Origin of the sequence: Flavobacterium bizetiae (genome assembly GCF_902804475.1) — a bacterium.
GTDB classification, from domain to species: domain Bacteria; phylum Bacteroidota; class Bacteroidia; order Flavobacteriales; family Flavobacteriaceae; genus Flavobacterium; species Flavobacterium bizetiae.
Genome location: NZ_CADCSU010000036.1, coordinates 38,469 through 45,670 on the forward strand (window position 1 = coordinate 38,469; position 7,202 = coordinate 45,670).

The window sequence follows — 7,202 nt, forward strand, 5'->3', positions numbered from 1 at the left end:
GTTTTGGTATTAATATTTAATTTAACATTCTATAATTCTACTTCCTGGTCGGAATATTTTCTCTCAAAAGATGCAGATCTGTTGCTCCCATTATTTCGGTAGAAGTTTCGCCCAGCCATCCTGCCTGCTGACTTAGACCATTGTATACTTTTACAAAATCTACTCCCGGAAGGTGAATTTTGTTTCCGTTTTTATCAATTGCCCAGTCAATATCTATAGCCGAATCGTCGTCGTTGTTGGGTGCGTTATCTGCATATCCGTACAAAAATGCATACTGAACATAATAACTTCCGGTTCCGCTTTCGTCAACGGCATTGTCCGGTAATCTTGTTCCTTTAAAAGTCAGGCTTGGCTGATCTTTAAGCCATTTCGGCCAATAATCTAAGGAGTGATTATAGGCATTATTTTGTACCAAATAACCGTCTTTGCCCTGATTGTCTTTCCAGTAGATGTATTCTATGTCTGTAAAAAGAACACCTCCTGTACCTCCTCCGGGAACGGGTGCTTTATTAGGATCAGGTCTGTAATAGGTAATTTCGTAATTATGAATCGTTTTTTCCATTTTGTGTCCGGCGCCTTCTATTTCGTACCATTCATCATCCGGAAGTCCGTTTTTATTTTTGTCGTAAGAAACCATGATAACTCCTGCCTCACTGCTTCCGCCGCGCATGGTAGCATCTGGATTTGGGTTGGCATCTGCCCAGAAAGCATTACCTAAAACTCTAAAATCCCGTTTCCCTTTTATATTCACCACGGTATGATCAAATCCAAAAACGATATAACCGCCAAACGCACCAAGCGAAATAAGATCTCCGTTTTTCTTGGCAAGGTATGTATTGGCTCTGGCCAAAATTCTTTCGGCAGTTTCTCCGTCATTGGCTGCGGGTAAATCATTTATAAATTGTCCCGGTGCAGGTCTAAATTCAAATACTTTGTCTATAAAAGTTTTGTATTCCTTTGTTTCTTTGGTTACATTTACTTTTACTTTTTGCGTTTGTACAATTCCCTGGTCGTTGATTAGAAGTGTAAGTTCATAAACACCAACATCTGTAGCGGCAAATAAAGTTTCTTTGGCTGTAACATCCGAAAACGCATAATTTTCAGATGGTCCTTTTGTTACGCTCCATGTAAATTTCGCATCTGCACTCAAGCCATTCTTTGCTGTAACGGCTATTATTTTAGAACGTTGTATTGTGTATTCGTTTTCTACAATAGTTTCTCCGTTATCATCGTCATTCGAACCACTATCAGAACAATTGGTAAGTGTTAGTGCTACTAATAAAAGCACCGCGAATCGAAAATGTTTTAAAAAGTTGTGATACATTTTTTTCATTTTAATTTTTAGTTATAAAAGCAATATGTGCGGGAATATTTCCGCCTGTAGTTTTCCATTTTAATTTGCCTTCCGGCGTAAAGCAATAGATGTAGCCTGTTACCACGTAATTCTGGGCATCCGTAATATAGATTTCCTTGGTTTCAGGATTTACCTGAAGTCCGTACGGAATCATTATTTGTTTGTCTGTGCCGTCTGTAATAATCTTGTCACTGATTACTTTCTTCGTTCTGGTGTCCATTATTCCGTAGGTCACTTTGTTACTATTTGTGAGATAACTCCATGATACACTGTAGTAATAGAGTAAATCATCAACGAGACACATTCCTAAAACCGGCATATTGAGCTGCATTTTTTTCTCATCGGTTTTGGTATCAATTACAAAAAGATTTGAGGGCGTATTGTAATAATCTCCTCTTGAACTCACATAAATATCTCCTCTGCTGTCTATTTCTATACTGTACAGATTGATGCCTACGTCTATCTTTTTTATTTCGGTAAACGTTTCAAGATCAATTACAGACACGGTTCTGTCATAATTAGGCACTCTGTAACCTCCTGAATTGGCTACGTATAATTTCCCGTTATGCACGACCATTTGTTCGGGTTGGTATCCTACGTTTACTTTTCGTTTTATTTCTAATGATGTTGTATCAATTTCTGCAACAAAACCTATTTCGGCATTGGGGTCAATCGCAACGGGGCCTGCATAAGAGCTCACATAAGCTTTGTCTTTATAAAAAGCAACATAACGACAATTGGGAATGTCTATTTTTTTGATGCGTTTTGCCGTCCATTTATCAATTACTTCTACCTTATTGGAAACATTAATAACGGCATAAACCTTGTTGCCGTAAATTTGAATATCATTTCCAACGTCTCCCAGTTCCTTTACTACTGTAGGATTTCGTTCTGAATAAATATCGGTGGTATAATTTCCTGTTCGATAACTGAATATGTCTATACTCGCTCTATTCATTCCCATATTACCTTCATTAAGAAGATAAAAACCTTCAATATTTCCGTCGCTTCTTGGTGCGGCAACACTTTTAGAAGAAGAGGGAAAAATGGTTTCGTCTTCTCTACAAGAGACAAAAGCGAGGCTTATCAATAAACCGAGGACTAACTTTGTTGTGATCTTTTTCATAGCTCGATACTTATTATAAATTTCATTGTGCGACCCGGCATCGGATAATTATAAATTACCTCGTATTGCTGATCGAAAACATTATTAAGTTCTATTGCGCCTTTCATTTTATAATGCTGAAATGCAAATGATTTTTGTACCGCCAAATCGTGCGTATACCAAGGCTGAACTTCGTTGACTTTTATATTATTGACATTCCCGTTGTATCGTTTTCCTACATATACAAAACTGTAGTTGAAATTCCAGGTTTCGTATTCGGCATTTAGTATTCCGGATCCGCTGTGCCACGGTGTATAAGGTATTTGGTCTCCATAAGAAGATAATTCAAGACCATTAAATTTGGTAAAATCCCTGCTTTCAGAAAAAGTATAGGTTAGATTCGTACTTAAATTTACCTTGCCAATATGCATTCCCAGATTTACAACAGATTCTATTCCTTTACCTTTTACCTGCCCCATGTTCGTCATCATCCAGCGAAATAAGTTTCCTGTTGGCGCTGCTACAATTTTGTCTTTAGTATTGGTATAATATCCATCAACCTGAAAAGATATCTTATCGAAAAACCCTTTATTTACAGGCAAATTATACGTAAAACCAACATCGTACTGATTCATATATTCGGGTCTCAAAGTACTGGAACCAACCATAGTATAATACAAATCATTAAAAGTGGGCATTCTAAAAATACGTTTTGCAAATGCTCTTATATTAAAATCGTATGCTGCAAAGGGTGTGTAACCCAGAAATAATGCCGGAGTAAATTCTTTTTTATCCGGAGCTTTTGCATTGTAACGCACTTCTTCCTGAACATAAGTACCGACAACGCTTCCTAAGGCTTTAAATCGGCCAAGTCTGTAGGAACTTGCCAAAGAAAATAGTGCTGTATAACGTTCCGGAAAAGAAAACTGGGTTTGTATTCCTTTTCGGGTTGCGTTTAATCTATTGTATTGAAAATCTGTAGACAACGAAACATCCCAGTTTGATAATATACTGTACATGTTTACGGCTGAAAAATAATATTCCTGTTGGTAATAACTATCGTCAGATTGTGCGCCTTCGGTTACTGTTTCGCCTAATATATTGGTCGTATCTCTGGCTACGTAATGTGTATAATCATACGCGTATTTTGCTTTGGCCTGAAACTTATATCTTTTCGTAAAATCTTTAATTAAAGTTCCTTGAGCAAAAAAATTCTTGTCGTATTGTCTGAAACCGTCTGAAAATTTATTCTCTACAATCGCTCCCGGCGCTCCCCTATCAGAATCATAATAATACACTTTAGCATCCCATGAACCATTGTGGAGTTTTCCGTAAAGACCGGTTTCAAATCGTAATGCTTCGATATCGCTATTGTGTCTCGTGGCAGTGGTATCGTAGGCAACGGTTCCGTCAAGATTATTTCTTTTGTATCTAAATTTATACTGGCCGTTAGACTTTATATATTCAGAGCTTACGTTCATGCTCACTTTATCGCTCAGCTTTTGTTCCCATCTAAAAGAAGGATCAAAATAATTGATTGACATGGTTTTAAACCGAACCAGTAAATTTGTCTTTTTATCACCCACAAAAACAGGACGTTTCGTTCTTAAATAAATGGTCGATGCGGCAGAAAAGTCTTTTGCCGATTGAAAAATTTCGCTTTTTTGACCATTATATAAGGTTAGGGATTCCATATCGTCTAAGGAATATTTCCCCAGATCTGTCACACCGTTTTGTGCGTTTCCTAATTGAATACCATCATAAAAAACACCAACATGATGCGTACCCATATTACGTACATCGACCGTTTTAAGTCCGCCGAGACCACCGTAATCCTTAATTTGAATTCCTGCAAAATATCTCAGGGCATCCGCCACATTATGGCTCGCTAAATTCTCCAGTAATTTGCCTGAAAGACTTTGTACCGGAATTACTTCCTGATAAGGTTTGCCTTTTAAAATGACTTCTTTTAAAACGCGCAAACTGTCATTAGAAACCTGCGAATGAAGCCAATAAGGGGCAATAAATAAGAAAAGAAAAAAGAGTATTTTTTTTGTATTGTACATCACTGATTTAATTAAATAAACTTCGCAGATGTAGCAATCAAAAAGCAAAAAAAGAGAATCCCGCTATACAATAACAGGTCAATTCTTGTTGTTCAACTTTATTCCACGAAAGTCTTAAACTATGTGATTGTGGCAGGTCTCCTGACTTGTTCTATCTTTAAAACAGCCTTCTCATCCGCGACAGCGAACAATGGCATTAGTAATGTTTAAAGACGTATATAGAACTTACAGTAGCGGGTCTGCTCAGGATTTGCACCTGATTCCCTTTTAACTATTTTCTTTGATTTTTCGAAAGAAAACAGACCAAAATCTGACGTAAAGATATGATTATCTTTATAAAAAGAAGTATAATGCAACAAAATTACATTTTTAACAACGAATTAACAAAAACGTCATCAATAATATAAACAGCTAAAAAACAAGGTTTTGAAGAATTTTATTTTGGAGAAATGCGGCCAATATACTACTAAGAATCAAGTATTGCAGAAAAATAAATTATGAGAATGCTTTATCGACAGACATTATCACAATTTGCATCAAATGATGAAATCAAGAAATTGGTTTGAAATATAACTGAAGGTAGCGAGGTAAAATATGGGGATTATTTTACCCTGCAAAATTTTCAAATTATCTAAAAATGGTTATGGTATCGGCCAGATTTTCTTTGTAGATAAATGCTTTGATAAATTCCTGAACTTCATTAGTAGTTTCTGAAGGAGTGGCAAAAGAATTAATATGAAACTCATCATCCTGATCCAGGATATGTATAATTTCTGTGTATCCTTTCGAAATTAAACTTCCCTTTAATTTAATAATATTCAACTGCTGTTGACTATCTAACTCCTTACGAACTTTTAGTTTTATAGCTTTATCCATTTGTAAATATTTTAAATTATTATACTCAAACTCATTCTCAAATATAAATATTAATTCGTTAATAATGTTCCTAAAACAGCCTTATAAAACATTATTTATCAACACACTAATAAACAAAAGTTTAATAAATTGTTATTAATTTTATCAAATCGTTAATTACTATTTAAATTTTAATTTCCTATCTTCTACGAGACATCGCAAAATTGATGTTACTACTTAAAACTTCAATCTATTATTAAATTTTCTATAACTTTGGCCGCTACTATGCAAACCCAACTTAGAGCACATATCGAAAAAATAACTCCTCTTACCGATGAGGAATTTGCTTTTGTATACGGCCATTTTACCACCAAAAAGTTTAAAAAACACCAATTTCTTATTCAGGAAGGCGATCCTGTAAAGTATTCGTATTTTGTAATTTCAGGACTTTTAAAATTGGTATATACGGATAATAAAGAAAAACAGCATGTGGTTTCTTTTGCTATGGAGGATTGGTGGGAAAGTGATTATTATGCTTTTTTTACTGAAACTAAAGCTACAATGTCATTAGAATGTCTTGAAGATACTGAGGTACTTTGCTGTACTCTTGAAGATTATAAAAAACTATGTAGCGGTTTACAGAAAATGGAACGCTTTTTTCTGGAGAAAGCTACTTTTGGTTTTCTGGGATCGCAACGCCGTATTATTTCCTGGCAAACTTCTAACTCAAAGGAGCGTTACGATCAATTATTAAAACAATATCCTTCGCTGATGCAGCGTGTTCCTAAAAGTCTTATTGCTTCGTATTTAGGTGTTTCGCGCGAAACGTTAAGCAGATTATCGTCCTGATTTGTTTCGTGATTTGCTTCCCGCTGTGACATTTCTCACAGTAAAATCGTTAAAAATGTCACCTCTTTATTCCGGCTGTTATCTACAATTTTGCAGTATCAATTTTAAACTGTAATAATGAAAAAAACAGCAAACCTTTTAGTATTACTATTATTCACTGCAATGCCTTTATGGGCGCAAACTAAAAAAGGAAAACAAATGGAAAAAAGAATTATTAATCCGTGGGAATGGCAAAATCAGCGCAGTTACGCACAAGCGGTTGAAGTAAAAAATCCGGAAGGAACATTATATGTTTCGGGACAAACGGCTATAAGCGCTGACGGAATTTCGAGTAACGAAAACATGGAATCACAAATAAAACTGGCTTTAAAAAATCTGGAACAAGTCATTACTGAGGCCGGTTATGAATGCAAAGGAATTGTTCGGTTGAATATCTACACTACGGCTACGGATGAACTTTGGCCTCATTTTAATCTTATTCAGGATTGGGTAACCAAACATAATGTTCAACAAGCTACTACTCTACTCGAAGTGAAAAGTCTTTTTGAAACTTTAAAAGTCGAACTGGAAGCTACTGTTGTAAAATAAAAACCTTTATAAAATAGAAAAAGCTGTGTTTTCCTGAACGAGAAAAATACAGCTTTTTTTTATTGAATTTTCTAAACGTTTCTAAAAAATCAGAAAGGTCCTTTCATTTTTGAATCAATTTTAAAAAGAAAAACGAGTTAAAATTTTCTTACAACTTTATCATAATCAATAGTATTTCAAATCGTTATCTGAAAAAACATGGAATTGGTGCGGAATTTTTTAATTTTTTGCCTTATATTTCAAAACTAAAATTTCCATTTTTACGTAATTACCTGAAACGATAGTCTTGTAATAAGATAAATTCAATTCACTGGTACGTTTTTGGAAAAATATTGAATTTTATCTTATTCCTGATTATCGTTATTTTTTTTATAAATTTTAAGAA

6 protein-coding genes and 1 riboswitch are annotated in these 7,202 nt (G+C 34.9%); of the genes, 2 read left to right on the top strand and 4 right to left on the bottom strand.

From position 1 onward, the window contains the following. Positions 1-37: 37 nt before the first annotated feature. From FLACOL7796_RS02855 to FLACOL7796_RS02870, 4 genes are all read right to left on the bottom strand, one after another. Complete coding sequence (locus tag FLACOL7796_RS02855; RefSeq protein ID WP_173969325.1) at positions 38-1,324, bottom strand: cell surface protein; 1,287 nt, start codon at positions 1,322-1,324, stop codon at positions 38-40. 10 nt (positions 1,325-1,334) lie between these two features. Further along, the gene (locus FLACOL7796_RS02860; RefSeq protein ID WP_173969326.1) at positions 1,335-2,480 is read right to left on the bottom strand and encodes a DUF5074 domain-containing protein; all 1,146 of its coding nucleotides are present in this window, start codon (positions 2,478-2,480) and stop codon (positions 1,335-1,337) included. After that, positions 2,477-4,525: a TonB-dependent receptor gene (locus FLACOL7796_RS02865; protein WP_173969327.1), complete on the bottom strand. Its 2,049-nt coding sequence runs from the start codon at positions 4,523-4,525 to the stop codon at positions 2,477-2,479. The genes FLACOL7796_RS02860 and FLACOL7796_RS02865 overlap by 4 nt, the downstream gene beginning before the upstream one ends. Positions 4,526-4,639: 114 nt before the next feature. Next, a riboswitch (cobalamin riboswitch) is annotated at positions 4,640-4,848 on the bottom strand. A 304-nt stretch (positions 4,849-5,152) separates the two neighbouring features. Further along, entirely contained in the window at positions 5,153-5,401 is a 249-nt protein-coding gene (locus FLACOL7796_RS02870) for a hypothetical protein (RefSeq protein ID WP_065449787.1), read from the bottom strand. 264 nt (positions 5,402-5,665) lie between these two features. Between FLACOL7796_RS02870 and FLACOL7796_RS02875 the strand changes: the two genes are divergently transcribed. Both FLACOL7796_RS02875 and FLACOL7796_RS02880 read left to right on the top strand, forming a co-directional pair. Then, a complete protein-coding gene (locus FLACOL7796_RS02875; RefSeq protein WP_173969328.1) occupies positions 5,666-6,229 on the top strand; it encodes a Crp/Fnr family transcriptional regulator in 564 nt (187 codons plus the stop codon). Positions 6,230-6,427: 198 nt separating this feature from the next. After that, positions 6,428-6,817 (top strand): RidA family protein, encoded by a 390-nt coding sequence (locus FLACOL7796_RS02880; RefSeq protein WP_173969329.1) that lies wholly within the window; start codon positions 6,428-6,430, stop codon positions 6,815-6,817. The last annotated feature ends 385 nt before the right edge of the window (positions 6,818-7,202 follow it).